The following is a 16,751-nucleotide window of genomic DNA, read 5'->3' as shown; positions in this document are numbered from 1 at the left end:
CAGTGATCATAGATGGGTTTACACTATGGATACAGACAAGGGGAGGCAATACCTTATGAGCAGCAAGAACAAACTGATGGCTCTCGGCTTGGCACTGACTACAGCAGCGGTGTTCACAGGATGCAGTTCGAACACGGCGGCACCGAACGGCACGGCTTCGAATACAGCCCAGACGGCGGCACCTTCCGGAGATGCGGACACGAGCAAAGAAGTCAAGCTGAAGATGGTCCTGCTCGGCTCGAAGCCGGCGGACTTCGATCAGGTGTACGGCGAAGTCAACAAGATCATGAAGCAGAAAATCAACGCGACCCTCGACGTGACGTTCATCGACTGGGGCGATTATAACCAGAAGTATCCGCTGATGTTCGCGGCGAACGAAGATTTCGACCTCGTGCTCTCCGCGCCATGGCTCTTCTATGCCCAGCAGGCCAACAAGAACGGCTTCCTGGAGCTGACCGAAGACATGCTGAAGAAGTATGCGCCGAAGACCTGGGAACAGGAGCCGAAGATCGCTTGGGAACAAGCGAAGGTTAACGGTAAAATCTACATGGTGCCGCAGAACAACTTCGAATACAGCTACCATCTGGTAGCGCTTCGCGGTGACCTCCGCGAGAAGCTGGGACTGCCGGAAGTGAAGACGCACGACGATTACCTGAACTACCTCAAAGCCGTAGCGGAGAAAGAGAAGGGCTTCACGCCAAGCCTTGGTGCAAGCGAATTCAATGCGGTCGAGCTGGTTCAGGCCAACGAGTGGAACTTCGTCGTGCCGCAGTATCCGATCGCCTACAAGGTGACCGACAAGGCTTCGAAGGTATTCAACTACGCAGAGACGCCGGAATTCGAAAGCTTCGTTGCCAAGATGAATGCCGCAGCGAAGAGCGGCGCTTGGTCACGGGATGCGCTCGTGAGCAAGATGGACAAGATCCAGGCGTTCAAGGATGGCAAGCTGGCATCGGTAGAGTGGAATCTCGGTACGCTGACCCGGGCCAAGTCGGAGATCCAAGCGGCCCATCCGGACTGGAAGATCGAGCTCGCCGACCTCAGCGCGGACAAGAAGCGTCTCGCGAACCCGTTCATCAACAACGGCATGTCCGTACATGCCACATCGAAGAACGCCCAGCGGGCGCTGATGGCGATCGACCTGCTCCGTTACGACAAAGAGATTCACGACCTGACGAACTACGGCATCGCCGGCAAGCATTATGAAGCCGTGGGCGACAAGCAGTTCAAGCCGCTGAAGGATTCGGCGAACTTCCCGCCGGCCGGCGTCTCCCCGTGGGGCTGGAACTCCCTGAACGAGCGCCTCGACGCGACGGTAGCCGATGAGATCAATAAGTTCACAGAGGGCTGGAAGCAGACGGTTACCGTCAACCACCCGCTCGAGACATTCACCTTCGACGACGCTAAAGTGAAGAACGAAGTGGCGGCGATCAATAACGTGATGAACACGTACGGCAGACCGCTCTTCTACGGGATCGTCGATCCGGCGGATGCCAAAGGCGGCGTGCAGGTGTTCCGCGAGAAGCTGAAGCAGGCGGGCATCGACAAGGTGCTGACCGAGATGCAGGCTCAAGCGGATGCCGCAGCTAAGAAGTAACGGACAGCTTATAGCTTATGGCCGTAACATGTAAGAGCCTATATCAAGATCCACAAAGAAGAGTAAAAGCAAGTCAAGCTGCAGTAGTGCTCTTACAAGGTCCCGCTCTTTCCTTCGGGAGGGAGCGGGCTTTATTCTACGATGAAGGTGTGAACACTCATGACCAAATATCCTCCCGTCAGCCCCAGAGTGCCGAAGATGCTGCACGGCGCCGATTATAACCCGGATCAATGGCAAAAATACCCGGAGATCCTGAAGGAAGACCTGCGGCTGATGAAGCTCGCGAAGTGCAACGTCATGTCGGTAGGCATCTTCGCCTGGGCTTCCCTCGAGCCGGAAGAAGGCCGGTTCGAGTGGGCCTGGCTCGACCGCCTGCTGGACTCTTTCACCGAGAACGGCATCTACGCGTTCCTCGCTACGCCGAGCGGCGCCCGCCCGGCTTGGATGTCCGCGAAGTACCCGGAGGTGCTGCGCACGGGTGCGAACCGGGTGCGCAACCTGCACGGTCAGCGCCACAATCACTGCTACACCTCCCCTGTCTACCGCGAGAAGACGGGGATCATGAACCGCCTGCTCGCTGAGCGATACTCGGACCATCCGGCCGTGATCGGCTGGCACATCTCCAACGAGTATGGCGGCGAGTGCCATTGCGATTACTGCCAGGATGCGTTCCGCGGCTGGCTGCAGCAGCGCTATGGCTCGCTGGAGGCTCTTAATGATGCCTGGTGGACATCGTTCTGGAGCCATACCTACACAGATTGGTCCCAGGTTGAATCGCCGGCGCCGCACGGCGAGTCGTTCGTCCATGCGATGAACATCGACTGGAAGCGGTTCGTCACCGACCAGACCGTCGACTTCATGAAGCATGAGATCGCGCCGCTGAAGGAAGTGAACCCGGAGCTGCCGGTGACGACCAATCTGATGGAGAACTACGAGGGACTGAACTACTGGAAGTTCGCGGAGTCCCTGGATTTCGTCTCCTGGGACGCTTACCCGACGTGGCACGATAACGAGGGGGATATCGATCAGGCGGTGCGCTTCGCCTTCTTCCACGATATTAACCGTTCGCTCAAGGGCGGCCAGCCGTTCCTGCTCATGGAGAGCACGCCGAGCCTGACGAATTGGCAGGAAGTCAGCAAGCTGAAGAAGCCGGGCATGCACCTGCTGTCTTCCCTGCAGGCGGTAGCCCACGGCTCGGACAGCGTCCAATACTTCCAGTGGCGCAAGAGCCGGGGTTCCTCGGAGAAGCTGCACGGGGCAGTCGTCGACCATGCGGGCCATGAGCATACCCGGGTGTTCCGCGATGTGACGGAGGTAGGCGAGGCGCTCGAGAAGCTCGCGGAGGTCGTCGGCACCTCGGTCGAGCCGGAAGTGGCGATCATCTACGATTGGGAGAACCGGTGGGCCGTGAAGGATTCGCAGGGTCCGCGTAATGTCGGCATTCACCACGAGGAGACCGTGCTCGAGCATTACAAGCCGTTCTGGTCCCGGGGGATTCCGGTCGATATCCTCTCGATGGACTGCGACTTCAGCAAGTACAAAGTAGTCGTCGCTCCGATGCTGTACATGGTCCGGCAGGGCGTGGGCGAGCGGCTGGAGAAGTTCGTGGAGAACGGGGGGACCCTGGTAACTACTTACTGGTCGGGGATCGTGAACGAGAGCGACCTCTGCTTCCTCGGCGGTTTCCCGGGACCGCTGCGCCGCACACTCGGCATCTGGTCCGAGGAGATCGACGGGCTGCATGACGGCCAGACGAACACGGTGCTTGCCGGGCAGAACGGCCCGCTTGCACTGCAGGCTTCCTACGAAGCCTACGAGCTGTGCGACCTTGTGCATCTCGAAGGGGCTGAGGCGCTGGCCTCTTACGGGAGCGACTTCTATGCAGGCCGTCCGGCGCTGACGGTGAACCGGCTGGGCAAGGGCAAGGCCTATTACATCGCTTCGAGGAACAAAGCGCCGTTCCACGATCATTTCTATGAGTCGATACTATCCGAGACAGGAGTGAAGCCGGTGCTGACAGGAACCCTTCCTGAAGGCGTCACCGCCCAGATGAGGACGGATGGCGAGCATGATTTTGTCTTCCTGCTGAATTTTGGGGCCTCTGAGACTGTGGTTGACCTGGGAGACATGGAAGCATACACGGAGCTGCTGACCGGTGAGCCGGCGTCGTCGATCGTACGGCTGGACGGGTTCGAGTGTCTCGTGCTGAAACGTCCCGCTAAATAGATTGGTCCGTTAGCCGCCTGCGGTCTAATGGAATAACGAATACAGAATACCGCCAGCACCGTTCTTCGCAGCCCCAGGGCATCCGAAGGACGGTGTTTTTGGCAGTTCCGGAGAGGAGGGAATGCCGGTCTTAGGTGGCCGTCCCTGTCTTAGGGGCAGATACCGAGGCAGGAATAAGCGATCTTCTCTTGAATTGACATATAGAAACAACACAATCCTTTCAACATTCCCTTTATAGGAGCTGGTGAACTTGTTCATAGTCAAACTGCCCAAAGACCAGAAAGATCAATTAATCCAACGGGTGCAAGCCTATTTTGAGGAAGAAAGAGGAGAGGAGATCGGGGACCTGGCGGCGGAATTTTTGCTCGACTATATGATCAAGGAGCTCGGTCCCTTCATGTACAATGCAGCGATCCAGGATGTCGTAAAGGTGGTCGGAGAAAAGATGACTGCGCTCGAAGAGGATCTGCATGCGATGGAGAAACCGGTGAACAGCAAACGGAGATAAGTGAAATCCTAACCGTTTTGCGGCAGGCAGAAGTATTTTTCGCCCGTCCTAGTTGTTCCTAACGAACAGCCCGCCTGAGCTTGGAGGCGGGCTGTTCTGGCGTCTCGTGACAATGACAGCTATCGCGCTGCCTGCTTCCCCTAATTCTTCAACCGCTGATTCTATGTCAGTAAGAAAGTTCTGCCGGTTGAAGGAGGCTGTTCAGCATACTCCGAATATCTTCATAGACGGCATGGCCATCGTCGAACAAGTCGGTCATGGAGTAGAACCCGTGGACCATTCCGAGGTAGCGCCTCGATGTGACGCTGACCCCGGATTCCAGTAAGCGGCGGCCGTACGACTCGCCTTCATCGCGTACCGGGTCGTATTCGGCCGTCAAAATCAGGGCAGGCGGCAAGCCGTCGAAGGATCCCAGCATGGGGGAGGCAAGCGGATCCATACGATCGGCATCGTCTCGCAGGTAATGATGCGTGAAATAATCCAGCATGTCTTTGGTAAGAAAATATCCCGATGCGAACTGACTGTAAGACTCGTAGGTATGGGCAAAATCGGTCATCGGGCAGATCAAGATTTGAGCGATAAGCCCGGGAATACCCTCGGCAATGGCTTGCCTGGCGGCCACCGCAGCCAGATTGCCGCCGGCACTGTCTCCTGCGACGATGATCCGGTCCGGATCGAAGCCGAGCGAAGCGCAGCTTTGGGCCACCCACTTCACGGCGAAGACAGCTTCGTGTGCCGCAACGGGGAATTTGTATTCCGGAGCCAGCCGGTAATCGACCGAAACGACGGCACATCCCGTCAGGGCGGCCAGCTTGCGGCATAACGGGTCGTATTTCTGGACATTGCAGAGGACAAAGCCGCCCCCATGGTAGAATACGATGACCGGCAGCACACCTGCCTTCTGGGGCCGGTAGATCCGCATCGGCAAGTCGCCATAAGGGCCGGGAGCCCTTACGTCCTCAACGGAGGCCAGATCGTGCACATCGGAGATGGCTGTGCCGGCTACGGCCTCCCGTAATTGTTCCGGTTCGATCTCGTTCGACAGGGGGGACGAGGCGATGTCATTCAAGAATTGTTCGGCTTGCGGATGAAGCGCCATATCGGATTCCTTCTTTCCCAAGTTATAATGATATTGCAGCTGCGGCTTGAACTGAGGTTAACATGCCTCTATTGCTTGAACCAGTAGGGAACGTAACTAGTATAAAAACTACCCGGATCGGAGTATAGGTCTTATGGAAGCTAATCATAACCGGAAAGCGATAGGCGAATTTTTGAAAAAGCGCAGAAGCTGCCTGTCCCCCGAGCAGACCGGTCTGCCAAGAGGGTATACGCGCCGCAGGACGCCCGGATTGCGCCGGGAGGAAGTCGCCCAGCTCGCCGATGTGAGCACGACATGGTACACCTGGCTCGAACAGGGGCGTGAGGTGGCTGCGTCTGCCGAAGTTCTGGGCCGCCTTGCTTCCGCCTTGCAGCTGAATACGGCGGAGCGTCAATACCTATACTTGCTCTCGGGGCGCTATGCCTCCCCGGCACGCGATTTGTCCGAGTACCGATTATCCCCCGCTTTTTCCAGCCTGGTCATGAACACGCCTTACCCGTTCCTCGTCATTGGTCCGGAGAACCGGCTGATTGCATGGAATCCGGTCGCTTGCGCGATTCTCGCCGATTATTCGATGGTGCCCCCGGAGGGCAGGCAGATGCTGAGGCTGGCATTCACGCATCCGGCCTACCGTACGCGAATTGTCAACTGGGAACAAACGACCAGGGTGGCGCTTTCGTTCTACCGAAAGGTGTACGACCGGTCTGCCGATCAGCAGTGGTACATCGAGCTCGCGGAAGCGCTGGCGGAGGAGAGCAGGGAGTTCGCCGAGTGGTGGCCGCTGCACGAGGTGGCCGATAAGAACGGACTCCAAGTGGAGATCCGGCATGAATCCCTGGGGCTTCTCTTCTTCGAGATCATCACGTTCAACCAAATCAACGATTTGGAGAATTTGATGTGCTGCATTTACATGCCGCTGCCGGGTACGCAGACGGAGGAGAAGCTGATGGCATGGCATCAATCGGGCGCAGCAGCTCCCCGCCTTTGAGGTCCTCCCCATCCTGGATTTTTGTGCAGAATAGCAGCCTGGAGACTATACCCCCATCACCTCCGGTCTGCGCCGCTGCTCGCTCGGATGGAGGGGTACAAAAGGGTTATATTTGTTTTGGATCTGTCCTTCTTCGTTGTTCCGTCGTATAATCATTGAAATTCATTATGCATGGGGGGCTTCGATCCATATGACAGCTCTATTGCTTCAGGCGCGAGTCCAAGAGATATTGGACGATCTGGCGGCAGGCGATCCGGGAGCAGGCTTCCAAGCGGCCGCCTATTGGAAAGGCCAGCTTCTTCTGGATGCCTGTTCCGGCAGCGCAGACGCCGCGGGACAGCGGCCGGTAAAGCCGGACACGCTGTTCAATATCCAATCCTGTTCCAAAGGAATTACATCTACCGCCATCCATATCCTCGTTCAGCAGGGCAAGCTTCACTACGATGAGCGGATAGCGCATTACTGGCCGCAGTTCGGGGCGGGCGGCAAGGAACACATTACGCTTCGCCAGATGCTGACCCATACGGCCGGCGTGCCGCTGATGCCGGAGCATGCGGATATGGAGCTCATCTGTGATTGGGAGGCTATGGTCCGTGAGATGGAGAGGTTGGAGCCGATCTGGGAACCGGGCAGCAAGTCAGGCTACCATGGGCTTACGGTCGGATGGATCTTGGGGGAGACGGCATCCCGGGCGGATGGACGGTCGTTCTCCCGAATCGTTCAGGATGAAATCAATAGGCCGCTCGGGATCGGGACGGAGCTGTACATTGGCGCTTCCGAGGACGCGCTGCCGCGCATCGCCGAGATCAGCGGGGACGCCCTGCCGATCGCATCCCTGCCGGACGGCATGCTGATCAAGCGGGTGCTGCCTCCGGCCGTGGTCCCTGTCGCGAACCCGGAGTGGAACGAGCCGTGGTTCCACCAAGCGGCCGTACCGGCCGCGAATGCCGTCGCGACGGCGCGGGCCTTAGCCCGGATGTACGCCTCGTTGATAGGCGGGGGCGTGTCGGGGGGACAGCTTCTGGAGCCGGCCTCTCTGGCGGCCGCGACGGCTCTGCAGTGGGAAGGAGTCGATGAGGTCATGGGCGTGCCTAACCGGCTGGGGCTTGGCTATACGCTGGGCCATGCGGGCAGCGGTGATGCCATGGGGACTAATCCGCTGGCATTCGGATATTCCGGCTTAGGCGGCATGATCGGATATGCCGACCCGGAGAGCGGCCTCTCGGTAGCGGTGCTATGCAACCGCCTAAGGAGCGGGCGGGGAGAGCGTTCGCCGGATCGGCTGGTTGCGGATAAGATCCGCGATGAACTCGGATTGCAGTGACAGCGGCACGGACAGGAAGCGGGCTTTGATGGATGGATGAGTATATTTCAGGAGGAGAATGATGGATGAGCGGGCAGGGGACTAAGGCTATCATTGAACGTTATATCGAGGCTTACAATTCATTCGATGTGGAGGGAATGCTTACCCTTCTGCACCCCGATATCGTGTTCAGGAATTTCGCTGGCGGGGAGATGAACACGCAGACCCGAGGCATCCAAGAGTTCAGGGAACTGGCGGAGAACGCTTCACACATGTTCGCGAGCCGGCAGCAGACCATTACAGACTACAGGATGATGGATGAGGTCGTAGAGGTGCGGATTGATTACGAAGGGGTACTGGCTGTTGATTTGCCGAACGGACTCAAGGCGGGAGAGACGCTGGAGCTGCAAGGGAAATCCCTCTTCGAGTTGAGCGAAGGAAAAATCGTAAGGATAGAGGATTACAGCTAAATCCACCGGGAGGCCTCGGACGCCTGGTCGGACTGGGACGGGTTAACGAACAGTTGAGGGGCAGCTTGCCGTGCGCAAGCTGCTTTTTTTATGCCTACGTATCGCGTTCCTTGAGGGTCGTTTGCTTCTATTTGGCAGAAATGATAGTGTTATCATAGAATACCAAGTTAGTGGGAATGAATTATCAGGAGGTCGTGCCGCGTGTCCAGAATAGCGAAGAATCTGACTGAGCTTATCGGAAACACTCCATTGCTGGAGCTTTCGAATTTCACCCAACTCCATTCCGTCCAGGCCCGCATTATGGCCAAACTAGAATACTTTAATCCGGCGGGAAGCGTGAAGGACCGTATTGGGTTTGCCCTGATCAAAGATGCGGAGGAACAAGGGCACCTCCACTCGGACTCGGTACTGATTGAACCTACGAGCGGAAACACAGGCGTCGGGCTTGCCTTTGCCGCGGCCGCGCTTGGCTATAAGCTAATCATTACGCTTCCTGAGAGCTTCAGCCTGGAACGCCGGAAGCTGCTGACCGCACTCGGGGCCGAATTGGTGCTGACCCCTGCGGCTGAGGGGATGGCGGGTGCGATTAAGCGGGCCGAGGAACTGGCTAAGGATATTCCTCATTCCTTCATTCCGCAGCAGTTCAAGAATCCGGCCAATCCGGGGACTCATAAGAAAACCACGGCGGAGGAGATTTGGAGGGATACAGAGGGCGCGGTGGATTTGTTCGTTGCCGGGGTAGGCACGGGAGGAACGATCTCCGGGGTAGGCGAACTCCTCAAAAGCCGTAAACCATCCGTCCAAATTGTAGCCGTGGAGCCAGCCGATTCCCCCGTACTTTCCGGAGGGAGACGCGGGGTGCACCAAATTCAAGGCATCGGTGCCGGTTTTGTGCCGGATAACTTTAATCCGTCGGTGGTGGATGAGATTGTCCAAGTGAATAACGATGAAGCATTCGAGACCGCACGCCAGCTTGCCAGGAGCGAAGGTCTGCTCGTCGGTATTTCGTCCGGTGCCGCCGTCTATGCCGCAGTCCAGCTCGCGGGCCGGAAGGAAAACGTAGGCAAAAACATAGTCGTGCTCCTGCCGGATACGGGCGAACGTTACTTATCTACGGCGTTATATCCGGATCCGTCGCATGCTTCCCCAGTAGAAGCAAGGTAGGGCAGCCGCAGACTGTGGCAGGCGTTCAAGCGTTCCAGACAATAATAGAGCGCGAGGCCGGGACTATAGGCTGCAGTCCCGGCCTCGCGCTCTAAAATATTCATTTCCCTTCCGCCTATTCTTCGGGCGGCAGTACGGCGGGGATGCGCAGGCTGACCGCGGTCCCCTCGCCAGGCTTGCTGCGGCAGGCCAGGCCGTAGGGCTCGCCGAACACATGCTGCAGCCGCTGCATGACATTGCGGCTGCCGTATCCGCTGCCCTTGAAGGTGCCCCGGAAGGTGCCGGTGTTCATCTGCTGCACGAGCTCCTCCTTCATCCCGATACCGTCGTCCGTGATGCGGATGAGCAGATCGGCGCCTTCCCTTGCGGCGGAGATGGTTACCGTACCCTCGCGGGATACCCGGCCGAGGATGCCGTGAAGGATCGCATTCTCGACGATGGGCTGGAACGTAATCTTCGGGATGGCATAGCCGAGCAGGTCTTCGGGCACGTCGGTGACCAGCCGGATCTTGTTCTCGAAGCGGATGTTCTGAATCTGCACATAGAACGAGACATGCTTGAGTTCATCGCGGAGGGTCACGACATCCCGCCCGCTGCTCAGGCTGACCTTATAGAAGCGGGAGAGCGCCTTGACGACCGTACGGATCTCGTCGCTCATCCCGCTGCTCGCCATCCAGTTGATGAGATCGAGCGTGTTGTACAAGAAGTGGGGGTTGATCTGGGACTGCAGCGCCTTCAGCTCCGCGTTCTTCACTTCCTGGCCGAGCTTGTATTGTTCCTCATTCATGGTGGCGATCTTGTCGATCATGAAGTTGTAGGTCTGAATCAGCTCGCCGATCTCATCCTTGCCCTGTACTTGGGCGAGGGGGACCAGACTGCCCTCCTGCACGTCCTTCAGCCGGCTGGTCAGATGGGAGATGCGGCGGGTGACCGAGCGGGACAGCACATAGGCGACGACATGGGCTGCCAGCGCCACCACGAGCAGCAGGGCGAGGAGATCATTGCGCAGCTGCCGGCTCTGCTTCATGACTTCGTCGATCGGAATCGCCGTGACCATTGACCACCGGGAGGAGGGGATCGGCCGGTACAGGTAATAGGTTCCGTCGCTCTCCATCGTCACCGTGACTTCTCCACGGTTGTCGGTGGCTGGCAGAGCGAAGGGAGGAGCCGCGGCGCCGGGATCGGAGGAGAGGACGACCTCCGAGTCGCTGGAGGCGAGATACGTGACGCTTTTCTCAACCGCATTGGCGTTCTTAAGAATGCCCCGCAGCGTATCCGCTCTGACGTCCACCCGCAGACGGCCGGCCGTCCGCTCGTAATTGTTCGGGTCGAGCAGGCTGCGGACCACGTAGAGATACGGGCTCGCCCCGGCGCCCTGGGTTTTGTTACTAGTCTCTATCTCCGACGGCGAGCACCACAGCATCTTCGGGTTATCCTGCACGAGCCGCTCGAAGCAGGCGTTCCCCTCCGTCATATCCAGGGGCAGGAAGTTCTCGGTCTCATTGCCGAACACATACGCCCGGTCCACATAGAGGGTCACCCTCGCAATATCGGTACCGTCCTGAAGCGAGCGCAGCTGCTGCTTCAGGTCGCTGTAATCCTGGAGCTGCCGGTGGATGTCCCCCGTCGTGCCGGGATCGGTAATCGAACGGAGGATGGAAGGATTGGCAATGAGTACATCGGTCGTTTCGCCGATCCGCTGCAGCCGGTAGCTCAGGAAGGCATAGGTCTGGTTGAACCCCTGTTCGGCGGAATAGGTGACATGATTGATCAGGATGCCGGATACCTTGTCCGACACGACGAACTGGTAGGCGCCGAGCGGAAGCAGGATGAGCAGCAGGTAGGTATACAGGATTTTGTGCCGGAGCTTCATATTATACAGCCATTTGCGGCCAAGCCGGTTCAGGTAAGTCCTCATCCGCGGCTGCGCTCCCTGTATTCGGAAGGGGTCATCCCCGTCAGCTTACGGAAGATCTTGGCGAAATATTCTCCGTCCCTGTATCCGACCTGCAGGGCAATATCGAAGATTTTGAAGGAGTCGGTCTTGAGCAGCTCCTTGGCCCGTTCGATGCGGTATTCCATGAGATACTGCTTCACGGTGCTGCCGGTCGCTTCCTTGAAGACGGCGATGAGATGGGATGCGGTCATCTGCATCTGATCGCTGATCCCCTGAACGGTCAGGGTCTCATCCGCATAATGATGATGGATGTACCGGATAATCCGGGAAGCGGTGCTCCCGCCGCCCCGCTCCTTCAGGGCCCTCTCCAGCTGACCCAGTTTCCCGAGCAGCGCCCCGTGGACGTCTTCGAAGTAGTGGCACTGGAAGATGAGCTCCCAAGGCACATCCTTCTCATCCTCCGTCTGGAACAAGACGAGCCCCCGTTCGCCGGCGAATTTCTCCAGCTCCAGCAGGAGCCGGTAATAGAGCTCTTTGGTGCTGTTGATGAGCGTACCCGGCCGTCTCCGGATCTCGGCGGCCATACGCGAGAGCAGATCGCGCGCTTCGTCGAAGCGGCCGTCCACCAGCAGGTCCTGCATCGTCTTCTGCAGCTGCGGCTCGGGATGATAATGCTCCTGCAGCGCGAAGCCGCTGCTCTTCTCCGGATAGACGGCGACCGAGGAGCTTCCCCGGTAGAACGTCTCCTGCAGCTGGGCTACAGCGGAGGCGTAGGAGGCGGGCAGTCCCTCCAGTCCGGCGGCAGCATGTCCACCTCCAATGGAGAACCTGCAGCCCCGGCTGTCCAGGGAGGCGGCGATCAGCCGGCATACGGCGTACAGGGTATGCCCGTCCATCGGCCGGTCCGCCGGCGCGAACAGGTGGAGCACCGTATGGAGTTCATCCTTCTGTCCGAGCAAAGAGGAGAGGCCGTACGCCTCTGCAGCTTCCCGAGTCCAGAGCTCCAGCTCTCCGGCAGACGGCGTAGGAGCTGGGAGGATCTTGATCATCACGGAAGCGCAGGAAGGCTGCTCGGGCAGATCCAGCTCCGCCAGCTGCAGCCGCTTGCGCAGGACCGTCTCATCCCGGATCTCCCGGGTCAATTGAAGGCAGATCTCCTGCCGGATATAGGAGGAGCTCGCATGAAGGCTCATCTTCGCGAGCGCTTCCTCTTCCTGATGCCGCTTCTCCTGCAGACAGAGCTGCACGGCCCCCTGCAGCGCTTCTTCCAGCTCATCCATATCGATCGGCTTCTCCACATAGGAGATCGCCTTAAGCGATATGGCCGCTTTCAGGTATTCTTTCTCGGCATAGCCGCTCATGAATATAATCTTGCATCCCGGGTATTTGCGGCGGACCTGGAAGGCCAGGTCCACGCCGTCCATACGGGGCATCTTGATGTCCGTAAGGACGATATCCGGCTGGTAATCTTCGAGCAGAGAAAGGGCTTCCAGTCCGTCCATGGCTTCGCGGACCTCAGACACGCCGAGCGCCTGCCATTCCACGGACCTGCGGATGCCTTCCCTTGTCATTTTTTCGTCATCGGCTAGCAGAAGCTTGAACATTCGATCCACCTCGGGTTTACCGTTTCTGGGTTGTACTCTTAAGAGTAACTCAGCCGGAGAAGCTTTGCACGTCCATTTCTTCCCATCCCCAAAATCTACAGAAAATCGATAGTTTGTCGGGGTAGGCGAGAGGAACAATCCGTACAAAAACTACAGGCAGTACAAAATCACCGTTCTTCTCCAGATAGGCAGAAGAACGGTGATAGGGTGAAGAGAGTGAGCGGTTGATGCCGGAGTCCGGGATGCCGGTTAGTTCAGGAAGCCCTCCAAAGCGGCCGTAGGCCTGCCGTTCGTGCCCCAGGCTCCTTTATTATACCCGCCGTTGTACCCTGGCGAGGCTTCCGGCTCCCAGTAGAAGACGCCGAGGCCTTTGCCGTTCGAGAGCCCCCGGGTCTTCGTCTTGATGTCGCTGACGAAGCTCTTGGCGGCAGCCGGCTGTGTATAGTCCATCCCGACCTCGGAGACCATGATTTCCTTGCCATAGCTCGCGATCATGTCATTCATGTTCGCCAGCGCCTGCGTATTCTTCGTCGACCAATCCGTGCTCGTCGGATACAGGGACATGGCGACGACGTCGAACTGCGCTCCATTGCTGATCAGCCCGCCGATATTCCAGCGGAAGGTGGCATTGTCATAGCCGTTCGCCAGGTGAACGACGGTCTTCGTCGTGCTGCTGACGGATTTGACGGCATTATGGCCTGTATTGACCAGCCATGCGTAGTTCTTCATGGAGACCGACGCTTTGCCGTCATCCCACAGCATCCCATTGTTCGTCTCGTTGCCGACCTGTACCCACTCGGGCGTTACCCCGTAGCTCTTCATCGTGTTCATGACGGACACGGTGTGAGCCCATACATTGTCCATCAGCCCTTGGAATGTAAGGGATTTCCAGGCGGCAGGCTTGTTCTGCTGGCCCGGATCGGCCCAGGAGTCGCTGTAGTGGAGGGTGAGCATGACGCGCAGGCCGAGATCTTTGGCGCGCTTGGCCAGCTTGGCCGCATTGTCAGCGTTCATGTAACCGTTGCCATAATCGCTCATGTTCGGATTCACCCAGACGCGGATTCGTACGGAATTCATCTGGTAATCCTCTTTAAGAATACGGAGGATGTCCCGTTTTACGCCGTTCTTGTCATACCATACTTTGCCCTGGGCTTCCATGCCGGGCACCCAGGAGATATCCGAGCCTTTGGCGAAGGCGGCGGCAGCCTCAGCTTGGGGCAGAGAAGCGGACTGGGTTCCAAGCGATGCCAGCAGGCAGAAGGTCAGCACTAGGGCAAAGACAGCGGGCACTTTTTTGCGGAGATTCATCGTTGTGTACATACAATAGACACCTGGCCTTTCGTGATGTGTTATGAAGCGCTTCCATTAATAGCAGTTCGATTGCTTGCTTCTCAATCATTCCCTCCTTTCCTTACATGATCTTACCAACTCCGCAGAGGCGTGCGTACCGGACGAAATATGAATCTCCTGTAATTTTTGTGGATGTGAGGGCCCTTACGTGTTGTTCCTCTTTGTAAACAGCTGGAGGCAGCTGGAATGAATCCGTGCTAAACTTACCTTATTTAGTAAATACAGAGGAGAGACCGACTATATGATCTACGTGGTCAGACACGGACAGACCGATTGGAATAATTATTCTCAGGTTCTCTTCGGGGAATGGAGAGTACAGGGTATATCCATCGAGATAAAGGAAGAGACCGATCGATCCCTTCTCGCTGAAAGTTAAGCGTAGGAGGGATTATCATCGAGAGACTCCCGCACAGCCTGGCAGTACCCAATTAGCTCAGCAGTATGAGCATTCCCCCTATCTGGTCACGCGCCGGATAGGGGATTTTTGCGCTGCCGCCAGCGTCTTAACCGCAGCGGCTATCCTAACCTTGAGCACAATGAGGGATTCGGCCAGGTAAGGTCAACAAAAGCCACCGGAAGTCAACAGGCTCCACTAGGAATGGGGGACGGCGCGATCCTATAATGGACAGCAAGAGGAGGAGACCGCCATGAACGCCAATCTCAAAGGATTCGTACGCAACATCCCGCTGCACCTGATGATCGTGCCGGGTCTCATCATTATTCTGATCTACAACTATATTCCGATGGCCGGCCTGTTGATTGCCTTCCAGGATTTCTCGCCGATCGGCGGCTTCAAGGTGATGAACTGGGTCGGGCTCGACAACTTCAAGTACCTCTTCGAACTGCCCGGGTTCTACCAGGTGGTATGGAATACCGTCTATATCTCCGTCATGAAGATTATAGCAGGTCTGACCGTGCCGGTACTGGTGGCTCTGCTCTTGAACGAAGTCCGCTCCTCCGGCTTCAAGCGTTCGGTGCAGACGATCATTTACATGCCGCATTTTTTCTCCTGGGTCATTCTTGCGGGCATCGTCATCGATGTCCTGTCTCCGGGCGGAGGCATCGTTAATCTGCTGTTGAAGTCCGCGGGCATCGAACCGGTCCAATTCCTGGCGAGCAACGACTGGTTCCCCTATGTGCTTGTCTTGACCGACCAGTGGAAGGAATTCGGGTTCGGTACGATCATCTACCTGGCGGCGCTCACGAGTATCGACGGATCGCTGTATGAAGCCGCCGTCATGGACGGGGCGGGCAGGTGGAAGCAGACCTGGCATATCACGCTGCCCGGCATCCGGCCGCTCATCATCCTGATGCTGACCTTGAGTCTCGGGAATGTGCTGAACGGCGGCTTCGACCAGGTGTTCAACCTGTACAATCCACTCGTCTACGAGTCGGGGGATATTCTCGATACGATGATCTACCGCATCGGGCTGCAGGATGCCCAGTATTCCGTGTCGACGGCGCTTGGACTGATCAAGTCGGCCGTATCCTTCGCTTTCATCGGCCTCGGTTATTATCTGGCTTACCGGATTGCGAATTATCGGATTTTCTAAAAAGGAGCGACAACAGATGCATCATACCTCGGCTTCTTACCGCTTATTTCTGTGGTTTAACTACGGCCTGTTGACCCTGCTCGCGCTGCTCTGCCTCTTCCCGCTGGTGAACATCCTGGCCATCTCCTTCAGCTCCAGCGGCGCCGTATCGGCAGGGAGCGTCACGTTCTGGCCGGTGGACTTCACGCTGTCTTCCTACACCTACATGCTGCAGAACGGCCGGTTCACCGGCTCCTTCCTCGTCAGCCTCACCCGGGTGGTTCTCGGGGTATCGGTCAATCTCGTGCTGACCGTGCTGGTAGCCTATCCCTTGTCCAAGGAAGCGCGGACGTTCCGCTCCCGCACGGTGTATGCATGGATCTTCGTCTTCACGATGCTGTTCAGCGGGGGACTCATTCCCACGTATCTCATCGTCAAAGAAACGGGGATGCTGGACACGGTCTGGGCGCTGATCCTGCCGGGGGCGGTGCCGATCTTCAACGTGCTGCTCATGCTGAACTTCTTCCGCGGCCTGCCGAAGGAGCTCGAGGAAGCCTCCTGGATCGACGGGGCCGGGCACCTGCGTACCCTCTGGAGCGTGTATCTGCCCGTCTCCCTGCCGAGTATCGCCACGGTCGCGCTCTTCACGGTTGTCGGGCACTGGAATGCCTGGTTCGACGGCATGATCTATATGAAGAATCCGGAACATTATCCGCTGGCGACGTACCTGCAGTCGATGCTGCAGCAGCAGGCGGCTGTCCAGACGACGGGCAGCATGTCGCTGGAGGAGGCGGAACTGCTCAGCCAGGTATCGGACCGCACGACGCAGGCTTCCCAGATTTTTCTGTCCGTGGTGCCGATCCTGGCCTTGTACCCTTTCTTACAAAGATATTTCGTGCAAGGTCTGGTCGTCGGAAGCGTGAAGGGATAAACTGAAGGCAAGAGTGACCGGGAGGGAGCCTTTATGCGGCTCCTTCTTGGAATTGCGGAAGGGGTACCTTGCCGAGGCTCGT

At 57.7% G+C, this 16,751-nt stretch carries 14 protein-coding genes; 10 read left to right on the top strand and 4 right to left on the bottom strand.

Features of this window, described 5'->3' with window-relative positions:
• Nucleotides 1-55: 55 nt before the first annotated feature.
• The 3 genes from O9H32_RS16050 to O9H32_RS16040 all read left to right on the top strand — a co-directional run bounded on the left by O9H32_RS16050 (nt 56) and on the right by O9H32_RS16040 (nt 4,331).
• Nucleotides 56-1,597 (top strand): ABC transporter substrate-binding protein, encoded by a 1,542-nt coding sequence (locus O9H32_RS16050; protein ID WP_269867128.1) that lies wholly within the window; start codon nt 56-58, stop codon nt 1,595-1,597.
• Nucleotides 1,598-1,756: 159 nt separating this feature from the next.
• Entirely contained in the window at nt 1,757-3,823 is a 2,067-nt protein-coding gene (locus O9H32_RS16045) for a beta-galactosidase (RefSeq protein ID WP_269867127.1), read from the top strand.
• Between the two features lie 250 nt (nt 3,824-4,073).
• Nucleotides 4,074-4,331: a DUF2164 domain-containing protein gene (locus O9H32_RS16040; protein ID WP_269867126.1), complete on the top strand. Its 258-nt coding sequence runs from the start codon at nt 4,074-4,076 to the stop codon at nt 4,329-4,331.
• Between the two features lie 166 nt (nt 4,332-4,497).
• Here O9H32_RS16040 and O9H32_RS16035 read toward each other — a convergent pair whose 3' ends face one another.
• Complete coding sequence (locus O9H32_RS16035; protein ID WP_269867125.1) at nt 4,498-5,430, bottom strand: alpha/beta hydrolase; 933 nt, start codon at nt 5,428-5,430, stop codon at nt 4,498-4,500.
• A gap of 133 nt (nt 5,431-5,563) precedes the next feature.
• Between O9H32_RS16035 and O9H32_RS16030 the strand changes: the two genes are divergently transcribed.
• The 4 genes from O9H32_RS16030 to cysK all read left to right on the top strand — a co-directional run bounded on the left by O9H32_RS16030 (nt 5,564) and on the right by cysK (nt 9,355).
• Entirely contained in the window at nt 5,564-6,418 is an 855-nt protein-coding gene (locus O9H32_RS16030; RefSeq protein WP_269867124.1) for a helix-turn-helix transcriptional regulator, read from the top strand.
• Between the two features lie 190 nt (nt 6,419-6,608).
• A complete protein-coding gene (locus O9H32_RS16025) occupies nt 6,609-7,742 on the top strand; it encodes a serine hydrolase domain-containing protein (RefSeq protein WP_269867123.1) in 1,134 nt (377 codons plus the stop codon).
• A 65-nt stretch (nt 7,743-7,807) separates the two neighbouring features.
• Nucleotides 7,808-8,191 (top strand): nuclear transport factor 2 family protein, encoded by a 384-nt coding sequence (locus O9H32_RS16020; RefSeq protein ID WP_269867122.1) that lies wholly within the window; start codon nt 7,808-7,810, stop codon nt 8,189-8,191.
• Nucleotides 8,192-8,392: 201 nt separating this feature from the next.
• Nucleotides 8,393-9,355 (top strand): cysteine synthase A, encoded by a 963-nt coding sequence (gene cysK, locus O9H32_RS16015; RefSeq protein WP_269867121.1) that lies wholly within the window; start codon nt 8,393-8,395, stop codon nt 9,353-9,355.
• 115 nt (nt 9,356-9,470) lie between these two features.
• On the opposite strand, the gene O9H32_RS16010 is transcribed toward cysK, so the two are convergent.
• The 3 genes from O9H32_RS16010 to O9H32_RS16000 all read right to left on the bottom strand — a co-directional run bounded on the left by O9H32_RS16010 (nt 9,471) and on the right by O9H32_RS16000 (nt 14,176).
• On the bottom strand, nt 9,471-11,273 hold the full coding sequence (locus O9H32_RS16010; RefSeq protein ID WP_269867120.1) for a cache domain-containing sensor histidine kinase: 1,803 nt from the start codon (nt 11,271-11,273) through the stop codon (nt 9,471-9,473).
• Nucleotides 11,270-12,856 (bottom strand): response regulator transcription factor, encoded by a 1,587-nt coding sequence (locus O9H32_RS16005; protein ID WP_269867119.1) that lies wholly within the window; start codon nt 12,854-12,856, stop codon nt 11,270-11,272. The genes O9H32_RS16010 and O9H32_RS16005 overlap by 4 nt, the downstream gene beginning before the upstream one ends.
• Before the next feature lie 249 nt (nt 12,857-13,105).
• Nucleotides 13,106-14,176 carry a glycoside hydrolase family 53 protein gene (locus O9H32_RS16000; RefSeq protein WP_269867118.1) on the bottom strand — a complete coding sequence of 357 codons (1,071 nt, stop codon included), beginning with the start codon at nt 14,174-14,176 and terminating at the stop codon, nt 13,106-13,108.
• A 271-nt stretch (nt 14,177-14,447) separates the two neighbouring features.
• Between O9H32_RS16000 and O9H32_RS15995 the strand changes: the two genes are divergently transcribed.
• The 3 genes from O9H32_RS15995 (at nt 14,448) to O9H32_RS15985 (ending at nt 16,669) form a co-directional block, all read left to right on the top strand.
• Entirely contained in the window at nt 14,448-14,582 is a 135-nt protein-coding gene (locus O9H32_RS15995; RefSeq protein WP_269867117.1) for a hypothetical protein, read from the top strand.
• A gap of 271 nt (nt 14,583-14,853) precedes the next feature.
• Nucleotides 14,854-15,759, top strand: a complete 906-nt coding sequence (locus tag O9H32_RS15990) for an ABC transporter permease (protein ID WP_269867116.1) — start codon at nt 14,854-14,856, stop codon at nt 15,757-15,759.
• A 16-nt stretch (nt 15,760-15,775) separates the two neighbouring features.
• Nucleotides 15,776-16,669 (top strand): carbohydrate ABC transporter permease, encoded by an 894-nt coding sequence (locus tag O9H32_RS15985; protein ID WP_269867115.1) that lies wholly within the window; start codon nt 15,776-15,778, stop codon nt 16,667-16,669.
• Nucleotides 16,670-16,751: the final 82 nt, after the last annotated feature.

Source organism: Paenibacillus caseinilyticus, assembly GCF_027533645.1.
Taxonomy (GTDB): domain Bacteria; phylum Bacillota; class Bacilli; order Paenibacillales; family NBRC-103111; genus Paenibacillus_G; species Paenibacillus_G caseinilyticus.
Note: the sequence above shows the minus strand (reverse complement) of the source record. Positions and strands in the feature narration are given on the sequence as shown.

Coding starts and splice junctions, on each gene's coding strand:
- O9H32_RS16045 (WP_269867127.1), top strand. CDS start 1,757: ATGACCAAATATCCTCCCGTCAGCCCCAGAGTGCCGAAGATGCTGCAC.
- O9H32_RS16000 (WP_269867118.1), bottom strand. CDS start 14,176: ATGTACACAACGATGAATCTCCGCAAAAAAGTGCCCGCTGTCTTTGCC.
- O9H32_RS16020 (WP_269867122.1), top strand. CDS start 7,808: ATGAGCGGGCAGGGGACTAAGGCTATCATTGAACGTTATATCGAGGCT.
- O9H32_RS15995 (WP_269867117.1), top strand. CDS start 14,448: ATGATCTACGTGGTCAGACACGGACAGACCGATTGGAATAATTATTCT.
- O9H32_RS16005 (WP_269867119.1), bottom strand. CDS start 12,856: ATGTTCAAGCTTCTGCTAGCCGATGACGAAAAAATGACAAGGGAAGGC.
- O9H32_RS16025 (WP_269867123.1), top strand. CDS start 6,609: ATGACAGCTCTATTGCTTCAGGCGCGAGTCCAAGAGATATTGGACGAT.
- O9H32_RS15990 (WP_269867116.1), top strand. CDS start 14,854: ATGAACGCCAATCTCAAAGGATTCGTACGCAACATCCCGCTGCACCTG.
- O9H32_RS16010 (WP_269867120.1), bottom strand. CDS start 11,273: ATGAGGACTTACCTGAACCGGCTTGGCCGCAAATGGCTGTATAATATG.
- O9H32_RS16030 (WP_269867124.1), top strand. CDS start 5,564: ATGGAAGCTAATCATAACCGGAAAGCGATAGGCGAATTTTTGAAAAAG.
- O9H32_RS16050 (WP_269867128.1), top strand. CDS start 56: ATGAGCAGCAAGAACAAACTGATGGCTCTCGGCTTGGCACTGACTACA.
- O9H32_RS15985 (WP_269867115.1), top strand. CDS start 15,776: ATGCATCATACCTCGGCTTCTTACCGCTTATTTCTGTGGTTTAACTAC.
- O9H32_RS16035 (WP_269867125.1), bottom strand. CDS start 5,430: ATGGCGCTTCATCCGCAAGCCGAACAATTCTTGAATGACATCGCCTCG.